Annotated in this window: 21 protein-coding genes; 11 read left to right on the plus strand and 10 right to left on the minus strand. The window is 55.5% G+C overall.

What is annotated here, in order from left to right; genetic code table 11:
• Positions 1 to 178: 178 nt before the first annotated feature.
• Positions 179 to 481, minus strand: a complete 303-nt coding sequence (locus ACYVI2_RS21985; RefSeq protein WP_460490355.1) for a hypothetical protein — start codon at positions 479 to 481, stop codon at positions 179 to 181.
• A gap of 158 nt (positions 482 to 639) precedes the next feature.
• Between ACYVI2_RS21985 and phnD the strand changes: the two genes are divergently transcribed.
• The 4 genes from phnD to phnE (ACYVI2_RS22005) are packed head-to-tail and all read left to right on the plus strand — an operon-like array spanning position 640 to position 4,101.
• Complete coding sequence (phnD, locus tag ACYVI2_RS21990; protein ID WP_415820105.1) at positions 640 to 1,650, plus strand: phosphate/phosphite/phosphonate ABC transporter substrate-binding protein; 1,011 nt, start codon at positions 640 to 642, stop codon at positions 1,648 to 1,650.
• A 2-nt stretch (positions 1,651 to 1,652) separates the two neighbouring features.
• Entirely contained in the window at positions 1,653 to 2,423 is a 771-nt protein-coding gene (gene phnC, locus ACYVI2_RS21995) for a phosphonate ABC transporter ATP-binding protein (protein WP_415820104.1), read from the plus strand.
• A gap of 17 nt (positions 2,424 to 2,440) precedes the next feature.
• Positions 2,441 to 3,280, plus strand: a complete 840-nt coding sequence (phnE, locus tag ACYVI2_RS22000) for a phosphonate ABC transporter, permease protein PhnE (RefSeq protein ID WP_415820111.1) — start codon at positions 2,441 to 2,443, stop codon at positions 3,278 to 3,280.
• Complete coding sequence (phnE, locus tag ACYVI2_RS22005) at positions 3,277 to 4,101, plus strand: phosphonate ABC transporter, permease protein PhnE (RefSeq protein WP_415820103.1); 825 nt, start codon at positions 3,277 to 3,279, stop codon at positions 4,099 to 4,101. The genes phnE (ACYVI2_RS22000) and phnE (ACYVI2_RS22005) overlap by 4 nt, the downstream gene beginning before the upstream one ends.
• A gap of 235 nt (positions 4,102 to 4,336) precedes the next feature.
• On the opposite strand, the gene ACYVI2_RS22010 is transcribed toward phnE (ACYVI2_RS22005), so the two are convergent.
• From ACYVI2_RS22010 to ACYVI2_RS22040, 7 genes are all read right to left on the minus strand, one after another.
• Positions 4,337 to 4,993 carry an HD domain-containing protein gene (locus ACYVI2_RS22010; protein ID WP_415820102.1) on the minus strand — a complete coding sequence of 219 codons (657 nt, stop codon included), beginning with the start codon at positions 4,991 to 4,993 and terminating at the stop codon, positions 4,337 to 4,339.
• Between the two features lie 36 nt (positions 4,994 to 5,029).
• Entirely contained in the window at positions 5,030 to 6,220 is a 1,191-nt protein-coding gene (locus ACYVI2_RS22015) for an MFS transporter (RefSeq protein ID WP_415820101.1), read from the minus strand.
• Positions 6,221 to 6,816: 596 nt separating this feature from the next.
• Positions 6,817 to 7,959 (minus strand): NAD(P)-dependent oxidoreductase, encoded by a 1,143-nt coding sequence (locus tag ACYVI2_RS22020; RefSeq protein ID WP_415820100.1) that lies wholly within the window; start codon positions 7,957 to 7,959, stop codon positions 6,817 to 6,819.
• Between the two features lie 21 nt (positions 7,960 to 7,980).
• On the minus strand, positions 7,981 to 9,141 hold the full coding sequence (locus ACYVI2_RS22025; RefSeq protein ID WP_415820099.1) for an amino acid--tRNA ligase-related protein: 1,161 nt from the start codon (positions 9,139 to 9,141) through the stop codon (positions 7,981 to 7,983).
• Entirely contained in the window at positions 9,138 to 9,656 is a 519-nt protein-coding gene (gene dcd / locus ACYVI2_RS22030) for a dCTP deaminase (protein WP_415820098.1), read from the minus strand. Before dcd ends, ACYVI2_RS22025 begins: the two co-directional genes overlap by 4 nt.
• On the minus strand, positions 9,656 to 10,150 hold the full coding sequence (locus ACYVI2_RS22035; RefSeq protein WP_415820097.1) for a dCTP deaminase: 495 nt from the start codon (positions 10,148 to 10,150) through the stop codon (positions 9,656 to 9,658). Before ACYVI2_RS22035 ends, dcd begins: the two co-directional genes overlap by 1 nt.
• The gene (locus ACYVI2_RS22040) at positions 10,147 to 11,466 is read right to left on the minus strand and encodes an ATP-grasp domain-containing protein (protein ID WP_415820096.1); all 1,320 of its coding nucleotides are present in this window, start codon (positions 11,464 to 11,466) and stop codon (positions 10,147 to 10,149) included. The genes ACYVI2_RS22035 and ACYVI2_RS22040 overlap by 4 nt, the downstream gene beginning before the upstream one ends.
• A gap of 483 nt (positions 11,467 to 11,949) precedes the next feature.
• Between ACYVI2_RS22040 and ACYVI2_RS22045 the strand changes: the two genes are divergently transcribed.
• Entirely contained in the window at positions 11,950 to 12,816 is an 867-nt protein-coding gene (locus ACYVI2_RS22045) for a TauD/TfdA dioxygenase family protein (protein WP_415820095.1), read from the plus strand.
• 28 nt (positions 12,817 to 12,844) lie between these two features.
• Here the strand turns inward: ACYVI2_RS22045 and ACYVI2_RS22050 are convergent, their stop codons facing one another.
• Positions 12,845 to 13,570, minus strand: a complete 726-nt coding sequence (locus ACYVI2_RS22050; RefSeq protein WP_415820094.1) for an IclR family transcriptional regulator — start codon at positions 13,568 to 13,570, stop codon at positions 12,845 to 12,847.
• 205 nt (positions 13,571 to 13,775) lie between these two features.
• Here ACYVI2_RS22050 and ACYVI2_RS22055 point away from each other — a divergent pair, with 205 nt between their 5' ends.
• The gene (locus ACYVI2_RS22055) at positions 13,776 to 15,428 is read left to right on the plus strand and encodes a CYTH and CHAD domain-containing protein (RefSeq protein WP_415820093.1); all 1,653 of its coding nucleotides are present in this window, start codon (positions 13,776 to 13,778) and stop codon (positions 15,426 to 15,428) included.
• 194 nt (positions 15,429 to 15,622) lie between these two features.
• Here ACYVI2_RS22055 and ftsY read toward each other — a convergent pair whose 3' ends face one another.
• Positions 15,623 to 16,750, minus strand: coding sequence for a signal recognition particle-docking protein FtsY (ftsY, locus tag ACYVI2_RS22060; RefSeq protein ID WP_415820092.1), 1,128 nt, complete (start codon positions 16,748 to 16,750; stop codon positions 15,623 to 15,625).
• Here ftsY and ACYVI2_RS22065 point away from each other — a divergent pair.
• From ACYVI2_RS22065 to ACYVI2_RS22085, 5 genes are all read left to right on the plus strand, one after another.
• Positions 16,725 to 17,231: a hypothetical protein gene (locus ACYVI2_RS22065; RefSeq protein ID WP_415820091.1), complete on the plus strand. Its 507-nt coding sequence runs from the start codon at positions 16,725 to 16,727 to the stop codon at positions 17,229 to 17,231. The two genes, ftsY and ACYVI2_RS22065, sit on opposite strands and share 26 nt — an antisense overlap.
• Before the next feature lie 260 nt (positions 17,232 to 17,491).
• Positions 17,492 to 18,073 carry a 16S rRNA (guanine(966)-N(2))-methyltransferase RsmD gene (rsmD, locus tag ACYVI2_RS22070; RefSeq protein WP_415820090.1) on the plus strand — a complete coding sequence of 194 codons (582 nt, stop codon included), beginning with the start codon at positions 17,492 to 17,494 and terminating at the stop codon, positions 18,071 to 18,073.
• Between the two features lie 58 nt (positions 18,074 to 18,131).
• A complete protein-coding gene (gene coaD, locus ACYVI2_RS22075) occupies positions 18,132 to 18,656 on the plus strand; it encodes a pantetheine-phosphate adenylyltransferase (protein WP_415820089.1) in 525 nt (174 codons plus the stop codon).
• A 193-nt stretch (positions 18,657 to 18,849) separates the two neighbouring features.
• Positions 18,850 to 19,104, plus strand: a complete 255-nt coding sequence (locus tag ACYVI2_RS22080) for a YfhL family 4Fe-4S dicluster ferredoxin (protein WP_094823017.1) — start codon at positions 18,850 to 18,852, stop codon at positions 19,102 to 19,104.
• Complete coding sequence (locus ACYVI2_RS22085) at positions 19,101 to 20,306, plus strand: benzoate/H(+) symporter BenE family transporter (RefSeq protein WP_415820088.1); 1,206 nt, start codon at positions 19,101 to 19,103, stop codon at positions 20,304 to 20,306. Before ACYVI2_RS22080 ends, ACYVI2_RS22085 begins: the two co-directional genes overlap by 4 nt.
• Positions 20,307 to 20,310: the final 4 nt, after the last annotated feature.

Genomic DNA, 20,310 nt, shown 5'->3' on the forward strand with positions numbered 1-20,310 from the left:
ATATAAATGGAGACTTATGCTCATCGATACGCCCTAACGTATCAAGATGGGTTGCCCGGACGCTAACCAAGCATCGCTACGAACAACAAGATGCATAACCAAACAAGGCCATTCGACGACTTATATCGCATGACAAGGGGAAGCCGGAGCGGATGAACGAACTGTGATCAAGCTAGGCTTACCCCTTGCCTTCCTTACGGACCCCTTTGAACGGCTTACCATCAGCCTTCTGATCCATAAAGCGGCCAGTAGCTGCATCACGTTTAGTCCAGGAATCCGTCTTCGGATTGTGGACTTGTGAACGATCGCGCACGGCACCGCGACGAGAGTTGTCTCCAACTGGGGCGTTCTTGGCCATAGCTCCTCCCAAAGCGCGCTGCGTCAACTGTAATTTTTTTCCAATAATGAATCTAAATATTTCAAATTCGAATAGGGAGTTACCCTGAACCTCAATTTGAGTTGGTGGCCCGAGTAATTCCAACCAACCTCCCAAAACAACAAAAACCGAACAAAACGAAAACACCCGAACAATTTTCGCAAATAAACGTAGGTGATTTCCCGGCTGATCAGGTTCGTTTTTTTGTGTTTGAATGTCTCACTACAGCAATATTTCAAGACACATACACAGGAGACATCACCATGCACGCTCTGCGCCTGTTGCGTACGGCTGCCGCGGCGGCCTTGATCTTTGGCACTCACGCCGCCTACGCGGCTGACGCCGACAACTGCTCGAACCGCGGCGACCTGGACCAGATGTATTGCGACGCGAATAAAGATCTCGTCGCGGACACGCCCACGGATGCTTCCAAACAAAAGACCCCGTCCACGCTGGTGTTCACCTACACCCCGGTCGAGGACCCCGCGGTCTACGCGAATATCTTCAAGCCGTTCACCGACTACCTGGCCGAGTGCACGGGCAAACGCGTGGTGTTCTATCAAGTGCAAAGCAACGCCGCCGAGATCGAAGCCATGCGCTCGGGACGTCTGCACGTAGGCGGTTTTTCGACTGGCCCGACTGCATTCGCCGTGAACATCGCTGGCGCAGTGCCGTTTGCCGTCAAGGGCTACGCCGATGGTTTCCAGGGCTACAACCTGATCGTCATCGTCAAGAAAGACAGCCCCTATCAAAAGCTGTCGGATCTAAAGGGCAAGAAACTCGCCCACACCTCGCCGTCGTCGAACTCGGGCCACATGGCGCCTGTCGCTTTGTTCCCCAAGGAAGGCCTGACGCCGGACAAGGACTACAAGGTCATCTTCTCGGGCAAACATGATCAATCGGTGATGGGCGTGAACTCGGGCGACTATGATGCCGCCGCCGTCGCGTCGGATGTGTTCCATCGCATGGCGCAACGTGGCCAGGTCAAGGAAGAAGACTTCCGCATCATCTACACCAGCGAGAAATTCCCGACCTCGTCATTTTCGTACGCGCATGACTTGGAACCGAAGTTCCGCGACAAGATGCTGAAGTGCTTCTACGACTATCGGTTCCCCGATGAAATGAAAAAGGCATTCGACGACGCGGATCGTTTCTATCCGGTCACGTATCAGAAAGACTGGGCCATCGTGCGCCAGGTCGCGGAGGCCGGTGGCGAGAGCTTTAACCGCGCTGCCTACGATAAAGAAGCCGCCAAGAGCAAAGGCAAACAGTAAGTATGTCGACGTCTTTACGCATTACCGGCCTGGTGAAAGAGTACCGGGCCGGCCAACCCGTCCTGAAAGGGATAGACCTGCATGTGCAGGGTCAGGGCCTGACGGCCATCATCGGGCCGTCGGGGACGGGCAAGAGCACGCTGTTGCGTTGTATCAATCGGCTGATCGATCCGACGCGCGGCGAGATCGTGTTGCAGACCGAAGCGGGCACGGTCAATCTCGCCAGCATTCGTGGCACGGCGCTGCGTCAGGCGCGGCGCCGGATTGGCATGGTGTTCCAGGAATACAACCTGGTTGAACGCCTGACGGTGATGGAAAACCTGCTGACGGGGCGTCTGGGCTATAGCAGTGCGCTAAAGGCCTGGATGCGCCGTTTCGAGGCGGATGATATTGAGCGCGCGTATCAGCTGCTGGATATCGTGGGGCTGGGTGGTTTTGGTGATCAGCGTGCGGATGCCTTGTCGGGTGGACAGCGGCAGCGTGTGGGGATTGCGCGGGCGTTGATGCAGCGGCCGCAGTTGCTGTTGGCCGATGAGCCGACGTCGTCGTTGGATCCAAAGACCTCGGTCGAGATCATGGAGCTGTTGGCCGAACAAGGGAATGCCAGCGGCATCCCTGTGCTGGTGAATATTCACGATGTCGAGTTGGCGCGGCGTTATGCGAACCGTATCGTGGGGATGTCGGGCGGCCATGTGGTGTATGACGGTGATGGCCAGGGTCTGGATACCGCGACGCTGAAGACGATCTACGGAGGCGAGTCGTGGCTGGAGTAAAGCGCCGTCCGTTTGCGATGTCTTGGCAGGCGAAGCTCAGCGCACTGCTGATTTTTTTGTATGCGCTGTATGCGGCGGGCCAGCTGGATTTCAGTCTGGAACGTTTTCACAATGGCTTGGGCCATGCGGCGACGTTGTTGGGGCGGATGTTTCCTCCGCATATTCAACAGCCTGACACGCTGTGGCAGGGGCTCGCGGAAAGCCTGGAAATCGCGGTGTTGGCGTCGGTGTTGGGGATCATCATCGCGCTGCCGATCGGGTTGTTGGGTGCGCGTAATTTGATGCCGTCATGGGCGTCGTGGCCTGCTCGGGCCATCGTGGCGTTGTGCCGTTCGCTGCATCCGGTGATTGTGGCGATCTTGTTCGTCAAGGCTGTCGGCTTTGGGGCGCTGGCGGGGATTTTGGCGTTGGCGGTGGCGTCGGTGGGGTTTATTGGAAAGCTCTTTACCGAGTCTATCGAGGAGATCTCACTCAAGCAGGTCGAGGCGGTGCGCGCGACAGGCGCGTCGTTTGCCAATGTGATTTTGTTTGGCGTGTTGCCGCAGGTGTTTGCGCGGTTTATTGGTTTTGCGACGTATCAGTTCGATTCGAATTTGCGTAATTCGACGATGGTCGGGATCGTGGGCGCAGGCGGGATCGGTGGGACATTGTTCTCGGCGTTCCAACGGTTTGATTATGACTTTGTCGCGGCGATTTTGATTACGTTGATTGTGATCATTATGTTGGGCGAGGTGCTGGCGCGGTTTGTGCGTGCGGTGTTCTTGGATAATTTGGGATTCGATACGATTTTGCAGCGCCGATTCAGTGCGGCGCGTGGGCTCGGTAGAAAGCCGTTGAATCAGCAGGAGGACGCATGAATACCTCCGCGACGAGTTTGACGGCAACGGGATACCCGCGCACGTGGCAACGATACACGATGGGGCAGCGGCTGCTGCGCTTTGCGTTGTATCTGGTGGTGGTGGCGGCGATTGTGCAGGCGCTGCGCAGTGTCGAGGTCATCCCCGAGTTTCTGTATGACGCACCGGAGCAGATGGGGGATTTGCTGAGCCGGATGTGGCCTATTGATTGGGCGTATTACCCAGACGGTGTCCATGCCGCGTTGATGGAGACGCTGCACATTGCCACGCTGGGCACGATTCTGTCGGTGATATTGGCGGTGCCGGTGGGTTTGCTGGCGGCGAATAATCTGACGCCGAATCGGCTGATCAATCAGTTGGCGCGGTTGATTCTGGTGTCGAGCCGTTCGGTGAACTCGCTGGTGTGGGCGCTGCTTTTTATCGCGATCTTTGGGCCTGGAGCATTGGCGGGTACGTTGGCGATTGCGTTTCGGTCTATCGGGTTTGTAGGCAAGCTGGTGGGCGAGGCAATCGAGGAAGCCCAACGGGGTCCGGTGGAGGCGTTGACGGCGACTGGCGCGAGCTCGAGCGCTGTGCTGTGGTACGGCTATTGGCCGCAGATCCGGCCGGCATTTTGGTCGATTGTGTTGCTGCGTTGGGATATCAATGTGCGCGAATCGGCTGTGCTCGGTTTGGTCGGCGCAGGCGGGATCGGGATGGCGCTCGATACGGCGTTGAATCTGTTCCAGTGGGACCGTGTGGCGTTGGTACTGGCGGCGATTTTCGCGGTGGTGATTGTCGCGGAGGTCATTATTACGCAGGCACGGAAACGGATTTTGTAGCGCGATCGCATGCGCCTACGTGTCCATGAAAACCCTTCGCTCGCGAAGTTCTACTTTGCGAGCGAAGGGTGCCGCTTTCGATGCGCAAGAGGATGTACCAAGCAGGTATTCCAAATTTGCTATTTACGTATGATTAGCTGCGCAGCTAACGTGAAAATTTCGTCATATCAATCCAGTTAGCGCCACCAATTCTGACCGTAGCCGCCCATGATTTGAACAACATCCTAGAATGGATCTACATGCCCATCCATTCCGCAACAAACTGATCACGAAATCGAATGAGCACCTCTGCCCTGCCCTGCGCCAGCCGTCGGGCTTGAGGAGTTTTCATCGTGCCCGGTAGTCGTAGCAGCTTATTTTCAATGTGATCGAGCGTGTAGCGCATATCATCAAGAGATCGGTCTTTTCCAAGAGGATCTGCACCATGTGCGAGGCACCTGCCCAACTGCCCTCCCACATGAAACATTCGAGCTAATCCGACGGCACCTAAGGCATCTAGCCTATCGGCATCTTGAACAATTTCTGCCTCATAAGTTTCAGGTGATATGCCTGCGGAAAAGCTATGGGCTTCAATTGCATGAGCGACCGCATCAAGGTGTTCCGCCGGGAAACCGGCCATGGCCAGCTCTACTTTGGCTCTCGCAGCCGAAAGACATGATGCATTTTTTCGATTGGGATGAGATTTTGGCAAATTTACAATGTCGTGTAGATAGCACGCAGCCATCACAACGAGATGATTTGCGCCAGGAGCCGATGACAGGATCTGTAAAGCATTTCCCCAAACTCGCTCCAAATGATTGAGATCATGCGCACGATCACCTTCATCGTTATTGGAAACCAGCGTAATCAACTTGGGGCGCCAAGAGGACAGCAGGCCTAGGGATTTTTTCATGGGCATGATTGAAGAAATGCCCCAACGCTGGAAGTCCTATGCATCAGTGAGACTCCTGCCATATGTGTTCCTTTCTTGATCATCACCGCCTTCGGCACTCTGTTGGCCCCTGCCAACGCGCACGAAGCGCAGCCATAAATGTCCCAATGCGGCGATTCCAAACAAAAGCGCCCATACCATGCCTATACTTTCCTGGTCAAAAGCCCCCAGCAGCGCCAAGAAAGCGGCGCCTGCACTCCGGCCCATTGCGTCGACCCAACTTATAAGCTGAGCCGCTTGTCCTGTACTGTTGAAATGCGCACAAACTTTTCCAAAGATTAAACCAAGATAAAGACCTGCAGCGGTAGCAAAGAAAATATAGGACGCCACCGCGGCCTCCTTTCCTACTAATAGAACAGGCACCACTGCAACACAGCCACATGCGAGTAGAAGCAACCCGATTGCGAACTTAGTTAAGGCCTCTTTTCCAACATAATTTTGTTGCCTCACATATCGAGTAACCAAGGCTTGCGCACACATACACCCTCCAAATGCCCAGCCGATCTCCTGTTGGCTCAAAGTGTGACCGCTTGCTTGCATCAGGTAAATTGGCCAATATTGATATATGAGCTGCGTCAAGCCTGCGGCAAAAACGTATAGGTACACGTCAAATCGCCGCAGTGACGCTGAGACATGTAGTCGCGTCGATGCAACTATGTGGACGGACCTCTCGCGTGGCTCCGGCGTAAGTGCAAACATGAAGCAGGCTAACAACGATACCGAAATGCTAATAACAAGAGCTTGCGAGGCAAAGAAAGCGCCTAGCACTCCCGCGACCATCATCGCCACAAACATGGTTTCGTTGCTGCGAAACAGGATAAAAACTACGGGCTCTTTTGTAGCTTTGAGCTTGAATGACCAGGCTTCGTAAGCTCCCTTATAAAGGGCAATTGCGAGCCCGTTCAATGCCTCGCCTATGATGACCTTGACCTCCGTGGGATCGATCATCAAAAAAAAATATAGGATTGATGAGGAACATGACAGGAGAGCACACGATCTACTCCCAAATCGATCGGAGATTTTCCCGCCAACAACGTTAAACGCTATGCTCACAAGCAATTGGGTTGCTTTGGCCCATGATATTGTTGATAGCGAAATTCCCTGGTCTACGAGGTAGACGACGAGAACGGCGCTAATAAAGGATCTCGCCAAATACAGTAGACAGTGGGAACTCAATAGACGACGCATCTATGCCATGCATGTCGTCTGAACGGGGACATTGCATACCTCAGGCTCCGACGTCTCTCCTTGCCAAATACTCCCCGTATCTAACGCAATTCTTATGCGTTCGGCACGTGGAGAAAGAGGCACTCTGTCAAAGTAAAAATACTCTGATCGTGGATCACCAAGATGCACTAGATCCATAACTCTATTTGTTGAGAGACACACAGGGTAAGCAAGTTGAACTCGAAATCGTAATTTTTCATCTACCCACCCAACCTCCACATTGACGTCAATAGCTCGAACGCCCACATTCAGGATCGACGCGTAAGAAATGTTGGAAGTGGCTCCCAACGTCATAAGAGCAGCATGGACGGGATGCATCGATCCACGGTGATCTGCCAGTTCGCTATATCCTGAGATCATTGCAATGCTGTTTGACGCATCGACGATCATGGGACTGACGCAAAAAACAGTGTCCCTCTCACCCAGCAAAGTATCAATCGTCAAAGAAGCGAAGCGCTTGCACCAATCATTAATTCGAGCCCGCTCAATAGGCTCGCGCGACAGATAAGAATGCACAGAACGACGTGCCGATTCGAGCGATATATCATCAAAAACTCTCACAACACATACGCTCCAGACGAAGGATTACGAAAACAACGGCTCCACAATGTGGCGACCACTTCGCGCGTACCGTCGGCGACTCCGTTGATCAAATTCGAGCCCAGCATTTTTCCTTCATTTATGATCAGTTCCAGTGCAAACATCATTTCAGCTTGGACCAAGGCAAGAACCGGTCCAATTACTGCGTCATCTAGATAATTGACTGGCGCACCGTCGGCGACTAGGTTCAATGTGCGGCCAGCCACCTCATAGCTATGCACATTGCCTGTCTCAATGTGACTATCAGCAGTCTTAGCCAAATCAGCTACAGGAAATTCAATGACTTTAGAGCTGCAACTCGCCAGAAAAACACCGTCCTGTAGAAAACCAACGTCTGCGATATCGATCGAGCGGAATCCTGAACAACCGAAAACTATGTCTGCCGTTGCGAGCGCGGCCCTTCTATCTGGAACAACAAACCCCTCCGCCATCGCCAAAACTGAGGCCACACTGCTGACGTCATAAACGAGAACATGGCATCCTTTCGCATGTAACGCTTTAGCAGTCCCTTTCCCCACTTTCCCATATCCGAGGACTAAGACTCGCCGGCCCTGCAACAAAGTGCCGCGACTCCGAAGAATGCGCTCGATACTGAAGACACAAGAGGGGCCTACCAGCGCGTCTTCGGCAAGCTTTAGCGGACTTCTAGCAACAGAGACCACCGGGTAAGGTAGAGAGATCATCGCTTCATAGCGTCGATGACCATTCTCTGTGTCCTCTACGATTCCCACGATCGAACTGCCAAACTCCTCATGAAGAGCACGGAGTTCTCGGGCGAAATAACCACCAATCTCTAATATATATGTCGCGAGACGGTTAACGAATGGCCTTATCAGCTCAGTCAAAAAGTTTGCGGTAGTCAATTGCTCCATTGTTGGAGCGACTACACGATACTTTCTGGAAATAGAACCGTACGTGGTGGGATTGATCGAGTACGGCACCACGATAACAAGTGATATGTTGCAGATTTCGTTCAATGCGTCTAAAAGCTCAGGCCGATCTGGCAGACAATGAGTAAGCACGATCAAACTTCCTGGATGCCTACCTATGCGCTTTGCCACCTCAGAAAAAAATCCACGGCGATTTTCGTATATAGACATACTTCTGTCCAACTCTATTAACTACAGTGAAATGTTCTTTCCGTAACGGGGGAACCAGCAGAAATCCGCGGCGTCCATGCCGTCAAACCATGTGGCCAGCATGCGCTCTATGCCAACTGCCATTTGGCTGATAGGTGGGACGCCATTTTTGACGTGCACTAAATAATCTTCAAAATTTTCGACCCTGTGATTTCTTGCAATCATTTTTGGAACATAGGATTCCACGTCGTCCTCCACGACGGTGCCAGCTGCTATATAAACCTTCCCGCGGTACCATAACTGGCTGTCGTCGCAAAAACCGTTTCGGGATCGCGCATAGAATGGACGACTGTATTCAGGGAAATTCGTTACCCATAAATAGCTTTCAAAGTTCTTGGCGATATATTCGCGGACCGGCGGCGGCAATTGTGCTCCAGGCATACTCTCTAGCCCGCACCGACTCAATAGTTCTCGATACGTTATTCGATCAAACTGGAATCTGGATGGTGGGCATAAATTCTTAAAATCCTGCTTTTCCAAATACAAACATAACGAGTGAATTAGGGCTTCGAACGTTTTCTCTACGGTTTCTAGTACAGGAGTATCACGAGATATATCGAAGGTCGTGTACTCGGCCAATCTATTTGGATGACTTGGCGTTTCATTTCTGAATGATTTTCCCACTTCATATATTTTTCCAAAGCCATGCATGACCATGATTTGGTGATAAATCATATTGCTTATGCTCAGCCGTGCATCCGTACCGTAGTAGTCGATAGGAAACGGTACTGTGTTACCGTCGGGCCAGCGACTTACGATCGCCGGGGAGGATACTGGGAGATATCCTTGCGTTCCCAGTGTATTTTGAAAATGTTGAATGGTTAGGCCGCGAATTCTTAAGGCTTCTAACTTATTTATGTTTCGATAGTTATTCGTTGAGTTTTTTGCTTTTCTATTTTTTGAGTCAAAATCTCGAAAGATTGTTTTCAGTGATTTGCAACTCGCAGCACCATTGCTTGATGAGTGCCCAAAATCAGTGGCAATTACATAATCCCCGCTTTGAACCTTCCGTCTCTCACTGCCTTCATACGCTATAACCTGTACACCGCCATTGACCATTAGTTCTATAATTAACCCTGTGTCAGGTGCTTTTCGACATGCAATTACAGTCCCCGTCAAATACACTTTTTTCTCCGATTTCACTTGAAATCAAGGTATGTCTTCGAAGGCTGAGGGCCTTGCGAATTTTGATACTTGCCCTCGTACAGTACTATTTCCCCTTCTGGAATCCAAAAACTAACTTGAGCGATTAGCATGCCGGGATAGACGATTACGGGAAGCGTGGCGTATAACTGGAATGTCGTCTTACCCTTCGAACCAATGTCTATAAGGTCGGACGTAACGTGAACAAATAACCCACACCTTGCTGTTCCAGATTTCGCATGGATTAGGGGGACGTAATGATCACTGCCAATGATTTCAGCAGATTCGCCCAACACGAAGTCTCCTGGTGACAGCTTAAGACCTTCCGGTGGAATAGTTAGTAAGTCGTAGTCTGCTTCGCGTTTCGGATCAATTAGATTGTCCTTATAAACCAGGTACTTTGCGCCTAATTTCAGGTCATATGAATTTGTAGTGAGACGTTCTGCATAAAACGGAGATATCGTGATTCGGCCGCTCCTCACCTCAGCATCGATTTTCTTCCCAGTCAGGATCATCAGAGGCGCTCCACTGGGTCATTGAATTTCGCATACGTTTTTCCGTAACAATGAATCGGGCCATCATTGCGCCAAAACGAAACCTGCCCTATATCCATACCAGGATATAAAGTTATAGGCTGACAAGCGTAGAGCTCGAGCGTCCATCGATGACAAGAGGTTGTATGACCCAGATTTGCCGACACCTGAAGAAACAAGCCATAACGTCCCATAGAGCTACGGCCGATCAGTGACATGGCATAAATGTCAGACCCAATAATTTCCTGCGTCACTCCTAAATACATGCGGCCCGGCAAAAGCCTTACCCCCGACTCGGGAATGGTTTCGGCTAGAAATCTATACTCTCCATCCTCTCCAAAGCTATCAAAAACCTTTATTTCACTTCCGAGGCGATAGTTGTAACTATTCGGATTAACTCTTGCCTCGTCAAAATCGGATAATACGATTGATCCTTTCTCTACTTCTTCACAGATTTTTCTGCCAGTGAGAATCATCCAAACTCCTTCATTTGAAGACCAATATGGGCAGGATTAATCGAGTCATCTTTAAATCTGCACCAAAATCGAGCTTGAAGTTCTTGCATCCTCGCGTGTAGAAGATCCTTTGTCGGAGCACTCACAATTGCGAGAACACACCAACTGTCTCGCCCAAAAGCCTCAATGTGATGATTCATCCGCACCCGGTAAACTAGCCTAATAACCCCAGGGACAACGGCCAGTTCGTCTTCTGAGATAACCGCGACCACTACCCCAGATTTATGAGGTCGCAGATCTATGAAGCCAATATAGTCCCCAAGAATTGCCTTTTGTGCCGGAGCTCCCTCTAGGTAGTCTAGCCTTGTGCGCAAACCTAGCTCGATTAAGCCCTCTCCGAGCACAGCCTGGATGCAATAACTCATCCCGCCACCAGCATGGCGAGTTGCAATTTCGCCTAACACGGTTTCATCTGAATTAATAAAGAATTCCGCGTGCGTAACGCCGTCCCTAATATCCAGCTTTCGACCTATTGCTCTCATTTCCTCATAGAAACGATCATAGATAGGGCTATGCTTATCGCGAGGCAGATAGGTAGTGATTTTTGAAATCCTGTTTTCATATCCGTATAGCCGCGGAACGATATACTCGCCCACAAAAAAATAGAGCGGATCTCCGTTTTTCCAAACCACATCGACGTTGTACTCAGGGCCAGATATGAATTCTTCGCAGATGAACTCAGCTAGATCATTTTTGAACTCTTTAAGTCGCTTATTAAGCGCTTCAATGTCTTCGACCAAATAGGTTTCGGAGCTTCCATATCGATTTACTGGCTTGATCACTATTGGGAAGTCGAACCCCTTTGGCAGAGAATCTATTCGGCCATGCGATGCGTGGGTCGCGACGGAAAAGTGGTCTGCCATGCGAACCGTATCCCGCAACAGATTTTTCATCCAGCGCTTATCTTTTGTGTACAAAGCGCGCTTGGCAGCCCCATAATCGCAAAAGACTTCCTGGCTGATGATCGCAGCTGCATATTGAGTTTTCTCATCACAGCTGAAAACGGCTCTATAGGAGCCTCTGTTTTCCAGCAAAAGCGACACCAACGCATAGATCGTGCCAACATTATCTAGATTTTCTACAACGATGTGACTGACGCCGAGCCGTTGGCACTCACGGACCGCGGACTCAAATTCCGCATATAACGCGTGTCGATCCAGAACATATGTTGCGTGCTTCTTAGCCTTAACAAATGCGCTATATATCTCATAACGCCAGTTCAGAACTAGATACTCTGGAGCGTCTTCGGACGAGTTTTGTCCTATTTCCAAGTTCATTGTGACCTTACCAAATTAGTGCGAGGTTGCATTGGCCGTAGCTGTTGCCGTCGATGAATCGCAACGCATCTGCTTCTTCCTTTTTAGTGCTAAGTGAGCGACGGTGAATCTATCTCAATAAAAATCACCGATTCTCTGAATTCCACATGACTGGAAAAATTCGGACAGACTCCGAGTTCGCAGTTAACGACTAACCTAGAGAACCTGGAATGCGCAGAAGGGTTGCCAACAGCGGAGGTCTTCTTACGCAGGCATGCAAGCGGATTCTGTAGCGCGAGAAAAATTATTATTCAGCGCAAATTTCGTCTCACGAAACGGCGTTGTAGGTGCTCTGTCTGACTCGTAGCATCGCATCTGTCATTGCATGAATCGACATATCAAGCCGGCTGCTGCGGCAGTTGGCTTGATGCAAACGATGGTGTGCGCGGTAGAGATACTGCACACCGTGCAATGCCACGATCACGTTTGCATGAGGAGCCGATCTTGAGCATTACTTTTCATATGGCCACGCCGAATTTTGCATTCGAAGCGCGGGACGTCGATATTAGCCAGCCACTATCCGCAGCGGATGTCGCGCAGTTGCGTAAAGGATGGCTGGATGCGGGCGGTGTTTTGTTTTTGCGCAAGCAGGACATCACGCCTGATCAGCATATCGATTTCAGCCGGCATTTTGGCAATGTCTACGATCAGGGGCCGGTGAATAATCCAGCGCTCGCCGGCTACTATCTGGAAGGCTATCCGCAGATTTTTCAGGTTACGAATAAAAAGCTCGCCGATGGCAGGCCCGTGGGGCGAGAGGATGCGGGTACGTATTGGCATTCCGATGCGTCTTGGCAACCGGAGCCGCCTACGGGCTCGTTGCTCTATGCGCGAGAGCTACCGAGCACGGGCGGCGATACGATTTTCGCCAATATGTACCAGGCCTATGAGACGCTGTCCGAGCCGATGAAGAAAATGCTGGAGGGGCTGGAGGCACAGCACACGCTATTGAGCGCGGTACTGCAAACGAGCTATGCCAAGGAATATGTGGGCAAGCTCGACCAGGCGCAATCAAAAAACGCGGTGCATCCTGTCATCAAAACGCATCCGGAGACAGGCAGGAAACTGCTGTTCGTCAATCCGGGTTTTACGTCGCACATCATTGGTCTGCCTCGCGACGAGAGCAAAGCGATTTTGGACTATCTGTTTGCGCACTCGACCAAACCGGATAATGTCTATCGGCATGTATGGCAGTTGGGGGACCTGTTGATGTGGGATAACCGCAGTGTCATGCATTACGCGGTGCCTAATTACAAGGCGTTCGGGATTCGCTATATGCATCGCACGACGATAAAGGGCATTCCTCAATAGATGTTGAGCCTCGCGCACGAGCGAGGCCTCATGCGGTCAATTTTCGCACCACTTGTTTGCCGCCGAGTGCTACGGACAGCTGATTGCCCAGGTGGATCATGTGGCCTGCATGGGCTTTGATCTGCTCGCGGGTGGTGCGGCTGACGTGCGCAATGATGCTGATGGATCCCGTCACGCTCCATCCCGATCCATAGATGGGGACCGACAGGCTGATGGCGTCGGCGTCGCGATCGCCCTGCGTGATGCTGTAATGATTTCGCCGGATCTGGTCGTATTCGGGCCCCTCTGCGCCCAGGCCTGCGAGGATGACTTTGCCGGCGCTGCCTTGTGCGAGGGGCAAGCGCTGCCCGACGCGTATGTGGTCGCGGGCGACGTGCGGCCCGTCTATGCGATATAGACAGATGCGGCTGTCGCCCTCGTGGGCGTAGAACACGGCGCTCTCGCCGGTTTTGCGAGCCAGCTCATTGAGCACTGGTTCGATATGGAATGCTTGGTCAAAGGATGCTTGATAACGGTTGCCCAGCCATCCGGCAGCAGGCCCTAGCCGCCATGCGCCGTCTTTGCGGCCGACCAGGTATTGCGCACTGCCCAGGGTGCGCGCCAGACGCAGGACGGTGGTTTTGTGCATTGCACATCGCGCACTGATTTCGGCCAAGGACAAATAGCAGTCTTCGGAGGAAAACGCGTCCAGAATGCGCAGCGCGCGTAGGACGGGGCCGACTCCCGCAGCCTGATGTTCAGCGTTCGACGTCACTTTCGGTTAGCCCCTCGAGCGTGATTGCCTGCCGCCTCGTACGGGCGGGATGGGCAACTGTACGGATGACTGGCGCAGCAAACAACTGCATTGCGCGTGATGAAACGCACCGGCTGCGTTGATTGATGAATTATTTATGACATGTCATCAAATTTTAGGTCGTATTGGGTAACATGCCCGGTTCCCCCAGTACTGATCGCGGACCATGTCAGAACAAGAATTGAAGTTGCACGTCCCCGCCGCTGCGCGCCGGGCAGTTTTACAAGAGGTCCGCCAAGGCGATGCCACGCGCATTCGGCTGCATGCCCTGTATTTTGATACCCCGACTCGGGAGCTGGCCCGCGCGCGTATTGCGCTGCGGCTGCGCCAAGAGGGCCGTGATTGGGTACAGACGCTCAAAATGCCTGGTGCGGATGCCATCACGCGGGTCGAGGTCAATCACCCTCGGCCGGGTCCGGTGCTGGATTTGTCAGTCTACGCGGGCACTGAGTTTGAAGGCCCGCTGTCCTCGTTGAAGGGTGAATTGGGTCTGCGCTACGAGACCGATGTGCAGCGCCAGCTGCGCAAGGTCCGCAGCCGTCACGGCACGATCGAGTTGGCCTACGACACCGGCGTGCTGCGCGCGGGATCGCTGGAGCTGCCGATTTCGGAGCTGGAGTTTGAGCTGGTGTCTGGCCGCCCTGCCGCGATTTTTTCGGTAGCGCGGCGTTGGCAGCAGCGTCATGGTCTGGTGCTGGATGCGCGCAGCAAGTCGGAACGCGGTGATGCGCTCGCCGGCCTGGCGCGTGAGTTGGCGGAACAGGATGCCACGGGCGATGCCGAGACATTACAAGAGCGCCGCAGCAAGGCGATTGCGCGCTTTTGGGCGCCGTGCGGCGCTGCCCCGGCGGCGTTGGATGACAACCTGACACCGCCTCAGGCGATGGGGCGCATCGCCGGGGAATGTCTGGATCAGGTTGCTCGCAATGCCGCTGTGTTGGCAGAGGTGGATACGTTGGGTATCTATCCTGCCGGCAACTCGGAACACGTGCATCAGTTGCGGGTAGGCATGCGCCGTTTGCGCTCGGCCTGGCGTTTGTTCGACGGCTGGATTGCGCCGCCGCCCGCCCCCGTGTTGGAAGGCGTGCGTACGCTGTTTGCCGCGTTCGGGCAAAACCGCGATCAGGATGTGTTGAACGAAACGGTCACGCCGCTGTTGCAACGCGCCGGGATGCCGGCCATCAGTTTTGATGTGCCGCCGCCAGATGTGGATTCGCAAAGCATTGCGTCGGGCAAGGCTTTTCAAGGCTGGTTGTTGGATACGCTGGAATGGAGTCTGGATGTGCAGCCGCCGGAGCCGGCTGCCCTGCCTGTCATGGCCGAGCCCTCTGACACGGCGCCCGAGCCGAGTTTCAGCCTGGACGGCACGGCCCCCGCTGCGGGCGCGACGCCTACCCTCATCATTCCGATGACGTCGAACAACGAACCGCCTACGTTGCGCAAGCTGCTGACCAAGCGCTTGCATCGTTGGCACACCAAGGTGGCCGAGCAAGGCAAGAACTTTGCGGCGCTGGATATTCCGGCACGCCATGATCTGCGCAAACGCGGCAAGCGCCTGCGCTATGGTCTGGCGTTCGCGGAATCGCTGCTGCCGCAAGTGCGGCTGCGCAGTTATCGCAAGCAGTTGGCGCAGGTGCAGGATCTGTTGGGCGAGATCAATGACCTGGCGATGGCGAAAGATTATTACCAGGCCTGCGTTGGCACGCATCCGCAGGCGTGGTTTGCGTTGGGGTGGATCAGTGCGCGATTGGAAAAGCTGACTGTCGAGGCGCAAGCGGCGTTCGATCAGTTGGCGGCGAGTAAGCCGTTTTGGAAGTGAGGTGAAAGGCGCCGGATGATCAGCCGGCGACTGATCGCTGACAAACCCTCCCGTAAAACGGAGGGTTTGTTCATTTGAAGATCTAGCAAGCGATTTTGGCTGGATGGCCGCATCGCCTCAAAATTTCAGGGCCGCTCGGTCGATGCAGACCGGCGGCCCTGTGTCATTGGATGATGCGGACGCAATGCTGGCGTTTAATCGGCCAACAACGCGCCTGCGAACTCGTCAGCGACGAAAGGCTGCAGGTCTTCCATGCCCTCGCCTACGCCGATCCAGTAAACGGGGATGGGACGCACGCCGTTGCTGCCTGCGGCGACAGCGGCAAGCGTGCCGCCCTTGGCGGTGCCGTCGAGTTTGGTGACGACCAGACCCGTCAGGTTGATGGCGGCGTCAAAGGCGCGGATCTGCGCCAGGACGTTTTGGCCGGTGTTGCCGTCGACCACGAGCAGGACTTCGTGAGGGGCGGCGCTGTCGGCTTTGCCAATGACGCGGCGGATTTTTTTCAGCTCTTCCATCAGGTGCAGCTGGGTGGGCAAGCGGCCAGCGGTATCGACCATGACCACGCCAGTGTTGCGTGCACGGCCGGCGTTGACGGCGTCGAATGCGACGGCGGCGGGGTCGCCACCCTCTTGGGCAATGACGCTGACGTTATTGCGGCTGCCCCATTCGATCAATTGTTCGCGCGCAGCGGCGCGGAAGGTATCGCCTGCGGCCAGCAGGACGCTCGCGCCTTGGCGCTGGAAGGTATGGGCCAGTTTGCCGATGGAGGTGGTTTTACCTGCGCCGTTGACGCCGGCGATCATGACGACGAGCGGTTTGGCCTTTTGCAGGTCGAAGGTGCGCTCCAGCGGCCGCAGATGGTCGGCCAGCAAGGCGCGCAATGCGGTTTTGACTTGCGCCGGGTCTTCGATGCGTTCTTTACGTACGCGGGCACGCAGTGCGGTCAGGAGTTTTTCGGTGGCCTCCAGGCCCGCATCGGCCATGATCAGCGCGGACTCGAGTTCCTCGAACAGGTTTTCGTCGACTTTGACGCCGACGAACAAGCCGCCCAGGCTTTGCCCGGTGCGCGCCAGGCCCTGTTTGAGGCGGCCTAGCCAGGAAGTTTTCTTGGCAGGGGGCTCGGCGGGCGGCGCAGCAGGCGGAGTGGATGGGGCAGGTACGGGAGCGCTGGGCGCGGCGGCGGCAGGCGCTTGCGGCGGCGTTGTCGCTACGGGCGACGCCGCGGGCGCAGAAGCCGCAGAGGTAGCCGATGTAGACGCTGGCGTTTGTGCCGGTGTTGCCGGTGCAGACGCGGGCGTGTTGAACGAAGCAGGCGCTTGCACCGGTGCTGCCGATACGGAGGGCGCTGAGGGCGCGGGGGCGCTAGACGGTGCCGCCTCTGGCGATTCCGGCGATGTGGTCGCTACGGGCGCCGCTGGCCGCGCGGAGGCTGATGCATTAACCGGCGCAGCCGCGGGCGATTGCGGCGGCACTGTCGCTACGGGCGATGCTGGCGGTACAGATGTAGGAGTGCCAGCCGGTGCGGCCTCTGGCGACTGCGGCGATGTCGTCGCGACCGGCGCTGCTGGCGGCGCGGATGCGGGCGCGCCAGCCGGGGCAGCGGAGGACGTAGCAGGTGAGCTGGTTTCAGGCGCAGCAACAGGCCTGTGCGTCACCGAGCTGCCCGCGAGCGCACCAGCCATCGAGGATCTGCCCGCTGGGGCCGTCGGCGCAGGCGCAGGCTCGCTGTGCGGGCGCTCGGCCGGTGCAGGCGCCGCAGACGGCGTATCGCCTGCGGCATGGCCGCTGGGTTCAGGCGTTTGATCTCTGGTGGCCTCGTTGGCGCGTGCAACGGGCAAGGAAGGGACAGCAGGAGGCTCGGCCGGGGCCTGCTGGGGCGCGGGCTCGTCGGCCAGGCGCGGCTCGTCTGCGGGGGGCGCAGCATCAGGCTGCACCGGCGCGGCAGGCGGCGGAGATTTTTTCTTGAAGAAACGGAACATGGGTGAAAGTATATTCGGTTCCCCGCAGTGCAGCAGCCTGACTCCCCTACCCGGCTGCTATATTCGCGCTGGAGGTTCGCTTTCTTGAAAAAATCCAATACGGGCAATAAGCCCATCCGTATCGTTGCCGGACAATACCGGCGCACGCCTATCGCCGTGCCCGATGTGCCTGGCCTGCGCCCGACGCCTGATCGCGTGCGGGAAACGCTGTTCAATTGGCTGACCCATTTGTGGGATGGAAACTACACTGGCAAACGGGTGCTGGATTTGTTCGCGGGCAGCGGCGCCCTGGGATTCGAGGCGGCATCGCGCGGCGCCACGCAGGTGCAAATGGTCGAAAATGACCGTACCGCTATTGCTGCACTGCGGGCATTGCGCGACAAGCTCAAGGCGGACGCAGTGCGCATTCACGCGGGCGAGGCACTGCAAGTTGTCCAGCGCATGGACGCGTCACGGTTCGATCTGATTTTGTTGGATCCGCCGTTCAATCAGGACTGGTTGCCCCGTTTATGGCCATTATTACCCGGCATTTTGGCCGAAGATGGCTTGATTTACATAGAGTCCGAGGCTGCGCTTGCCCCCCCTGACGAGTTCGAGGTGTTACGTCAGGATCGGGCGGGGGCGGTCCACTACGGACTCATGCAATTTGCTGCAATGCGGAAATAGGTCAATAATCCGCAGTTCGGAGGAAGGTTTACGCAAGTTACGAGGATACGGAGCCCCCATGATTACCGCTGTCTACCCCGGCACGTTTGACCCGCTAACCCGCGGCCACGAGGATTTGGTGCGCCGCGCCGCTGCCCTGTTCGACAAAGTCGTCGTGGGCATCGCTCACAGCCGCAACAAGAAACCGTTCTTCAGCGTCGAGGAACGTGTAGAAATCGCCCAGGAAGTTCTGGGACATTATCCCAATGTCGAGGTCCGCAGCTTCGCCGGGCTGCTCAAGGACTTTGTGCGCGAGCAAAATGGCCGTGTGATCGTGCGCGGCCTGCGGGCGGTGTCTGATTTCGAGTACGAGTTCCAGATGGCCGGGATGAACCGCCACCTGCTGCCCGAAGTCGAAACGATGTTCATGACGCCGTCGGACCAGTATCAGTTCATTTCGGGCACGATTGTGCGTGAAATCGCTCAACTGGGCGGTGATGTCAGCAAGTTCGTGTTCCCGTCGGTCGAGCGCTGGCTGCAAGCCAAGGCCAAGGAACACCGCGAGCAGTCCTGGCCGGCAGCCGGTGGCGCGCCGACCGCCTGATGCGGGCTGGTTTACGCACTGCGGCCTGATCTGGCAATCGATCTGTCTACGCACACGATGATTCGCAGCCAACGGATGTCCTGTCCGCCGCGCTTGCACTGCTGAGGCAGAGCAAGCGCGTCATTCGCGGCCCTGCGCACGGCGGGCGTACAATGGTTGTGTTCTGCACATCCGCGCCGATTCGCCCTCTGTCATGGCTTTAACGATCACCGAAGAATGCATTAATTGCGACGTCTGCGAGCCGCAATGCCCCAACGAGGCCATCTCGATGGGCGAGGATTATTACGTCATCGACCCGGATCGTTGCACGGAATGCGTGGGGCATCACGACGAACCGCAGTGCAAGGTCGTGTGCCCGGTCGAATGCATTGAATTGCATCCTCAATGGCACGAGGGGCAGGAAGCCCTGATGGCCAAATACTATCGCCTGACAAAATCCGCCGCGTGAACGCCTCCGACGCCACTGTCTCTGTGACGCCGCGCAATCCCCCTGCGCGAGACTTTTCCCTCTCGGCCATTGTGGCTGGCTTTGTGGCTGTCCTGGTAGGTTTTGGCGGCACGGCGGTGTTGATTGTGCAGGCCGGACATAGTGCGGGGCTGGATGCTGTGCATATCGGTTCCTGGCTGGCCTCAATTTGCCTGGCTGTTGGGATCGGCGGGCTGGTGATGAGCCTGCGCAGCCGCATGCCTATTGTGTTGGCCTGGTCCACGCCGGGTGCGGCGTTGTTGGTCACCGCGCTGGTTGGTGTGCCGTTTGATCAGGCTGTCGGGGCCTTTGTGCTGGCATCGGCGTTGACGCTGGCGTGCGGTTTGTTTGGCTGGATCGATCCCATCATGCGGCGCGTGCCGGCCGAAATCGCCAGTGCGATGCTGGCGGGCGTACTGCTGAATTTTGGCCTGGGGATTTTTACGCATCTGAGCAAGCAACCGGCGCTGATTCTGGCGATGTGTGCAGCCTATTTGCTGAGTAAACGCTGGATGCCTCGCTACGCGATCATGGCTGTCATGGTGGTGGGGTTGGCGGTTGCGGCGGCGGCAGGTCAGTTGCAGCTCGGTAATGTGGACTGGCAGTTGACGCAGTTCGTCTGGACGACGCCGGCCTTTAGCTGGCAGATCGCTATCAGCCTGGGGATTCCGCTGTTTGTGGTGGCATTGGCTTCGCAGAATCTGCCGGGCCTGGCGATTTTGCAGGCGTCCGGTTATCGGCCCGGGGCCTCCCGGCTGGTGGGCGCCACGGGTTTTCTGAGCCTGTTGGCTGCGCCGTTCGGGTCACACGGAGTGACCTTGGCGGCGATCACCGCGGCGATTTGTACGGGCCCTGAAACCCATCCCGACTCCTCGCGCCGTTATATTGCCGGCGTTGCGTATGGGGTGTTTTATATCTTGCTGAGCGTGGTTGCCGGCGCGGTGGCGGTGTTCTTTCAGGCGCTGCCCGCAGCCTTGATCGCTGCACTAGCGGGCCTGGCCTTGCTGGGTGCGATTCTGGGCGGCATGGCCAACGCCATGGCGAATCCGTCGCGTCGCGAGGCAGCGCTGATCACGCTGTTGGCCACGGCGTCGGGATTCAGTGCCTGGGGAATCGGCTCAGCCTTTTGGGGGCTGGTGGCCGGCCTGATCACGCACTGGGTGTTTGAGTACAAGCGGCGCTGAGCAC

Source organism: Bordetella tumbae, assembly GCF_054780995.1.

What these genes read in the sequence shown, in the direction of transcription:
- ACYVI2_RS22035 (WP_415820097.1), bottom strand. Translation starts at nt 10,150, where the DNA reads ATGATTCTCACTGGCAGAAAAATCTGTGAAGAAGTAGAGAAAGGATCA.
- phnE (WP_415820111.1), top strand. Translation starts at nt 2,441, where the DNA reads ATGTCTTGGCAGGCGAAGCTCAGCGCACTGCTGATTTTTTTGTATGCG.
- ACYVI2_RS22010 (WP_415820102.1), bottom strand. Translation starts at nt 4,993, where the DNA reads ATGAAAAAATCCCTAGGCCTGCTGTCCTCTTGGCGCCCCAAGTTGATT.
- ACYVI2_RS22055 (WP_415820093.1), top strand. Translation starts at nt 13,776, where the DNA reads ATGTCAGAACAAGAATTGAAGTTGCACGTCCCCGCCGCTGCGCGCCGG.
- ACYVI2_RS22020 (WP_415820100.1), bottom strand. Translation starts at nt 7,959, where the DNA reads ATGTCTATATACGAAAATCGCCGTGGATTTTTTTCTGAGGTGGCAAAG.
- ACYVI2_RS22040 (WP_415820096.1), bottom strand. Translation starts at nt 11,466, where the DNA reads ATGAACTTGGAAATAGGACAAAACTCGTCCGAAGACGCTCCAGAGTAT.
- ACYVI2_RS22080 (WP_094823017.1), top strand. Translation starts at nt 18,850, where the DNA reads ATGGCTTTAACGATCACCGAAGAATGCATTAATTGCGACGTCTGCGAG.
- coaD (WP_415820089.1), top strand. Translation starts at nt 18,132, where the DNA reads ATGATTACCGCTGTCTACCCCGGCACGTTTGACCCGCTAACCCGCGGC.
- phnE (WP_415820103.1), top strand. Translation starts at nt 3,277, where the DNA reads ATGAATACCTCCGCGACGAGTTTGACGGCAACGGGATACCCGCGCACG.
- phnC (WP_415820104.1), top strand. Translation starts at nt 1,653, where the DNA reads ATGTCGACGTCTTTACGCATTACCGGCCTGGTGAAAGAGTACCGGGCC.
- dcd (WP_415820098.1), bottom strand. Translation starts at nt 9,656, where the DNA reads ATGATCCTGACTGGGAAGAAAATCGATGCTGAGGTGAGGAGCGGCCGA.
- ACYVI2_RS22015 (WP_415820101.1), bottom strand. Translation starts at nt 6,220, where the DNA reads ATGCGTCGTCTATTGAGTTCCCACTGTCTACTGTATTTGGCGAGATCC.
- phnD (WP_415820105.1), top strand. Translation starts at nt 640, where the DNA reads ATGCACGCTCTGCGCCTGTTGCGTACGGCTGCCGCGGCGGCCTTGATC.